The 252-nt window shown below is 58.3% G+C and carries 1 pseudogene; it reads left to right on the top strand.

Annotated features, from left to right (window positions below):
* Window positions 1-126: 126 nt before the first annotated feature.
* Window positions 127-252, top strand: a pseudogene (locus GWC77_RS28820) (IS6 family transposase); the annotation flags it as partial.

The raw sequence follows: 252 nt of genomic DNA, 5'->3' as shown, positions 1-252 counted from the left end.
CCGCTTCAGCACGCTGCCCGCGCCGGTGGGCAACGTTGAGCGAGCTTTCTTCGTCTTTGCCATCATCGATGTCCTGCGTTTCAATTCGCACCGATTCTACTCGTCCTCGTTAATGCGACAGAGCCACCGATGATGGGCTTCAAGGATTTCCGGTGCGCGCGCATCATCCTGGCCGGCATTGAGATCATGCACATGATCCGCAAAGGCCAAATGAAGGGTGACCACGCCACTCGAACGGTCGCCGCGCAGTTC

The organism is Paraburkholderia sp. NMBU_R16, from assembly GCF_013282575.1.
Taxonomy (GTDB): domain Bacteria; phylum Pseudomonadota; class Gammaproteobacteria; order Burkholderiales; family Burkholderiaceae; genus Trinickia.
This window is presented reverse-complemented; position numbering and strand designations above follow the sequence as displayed.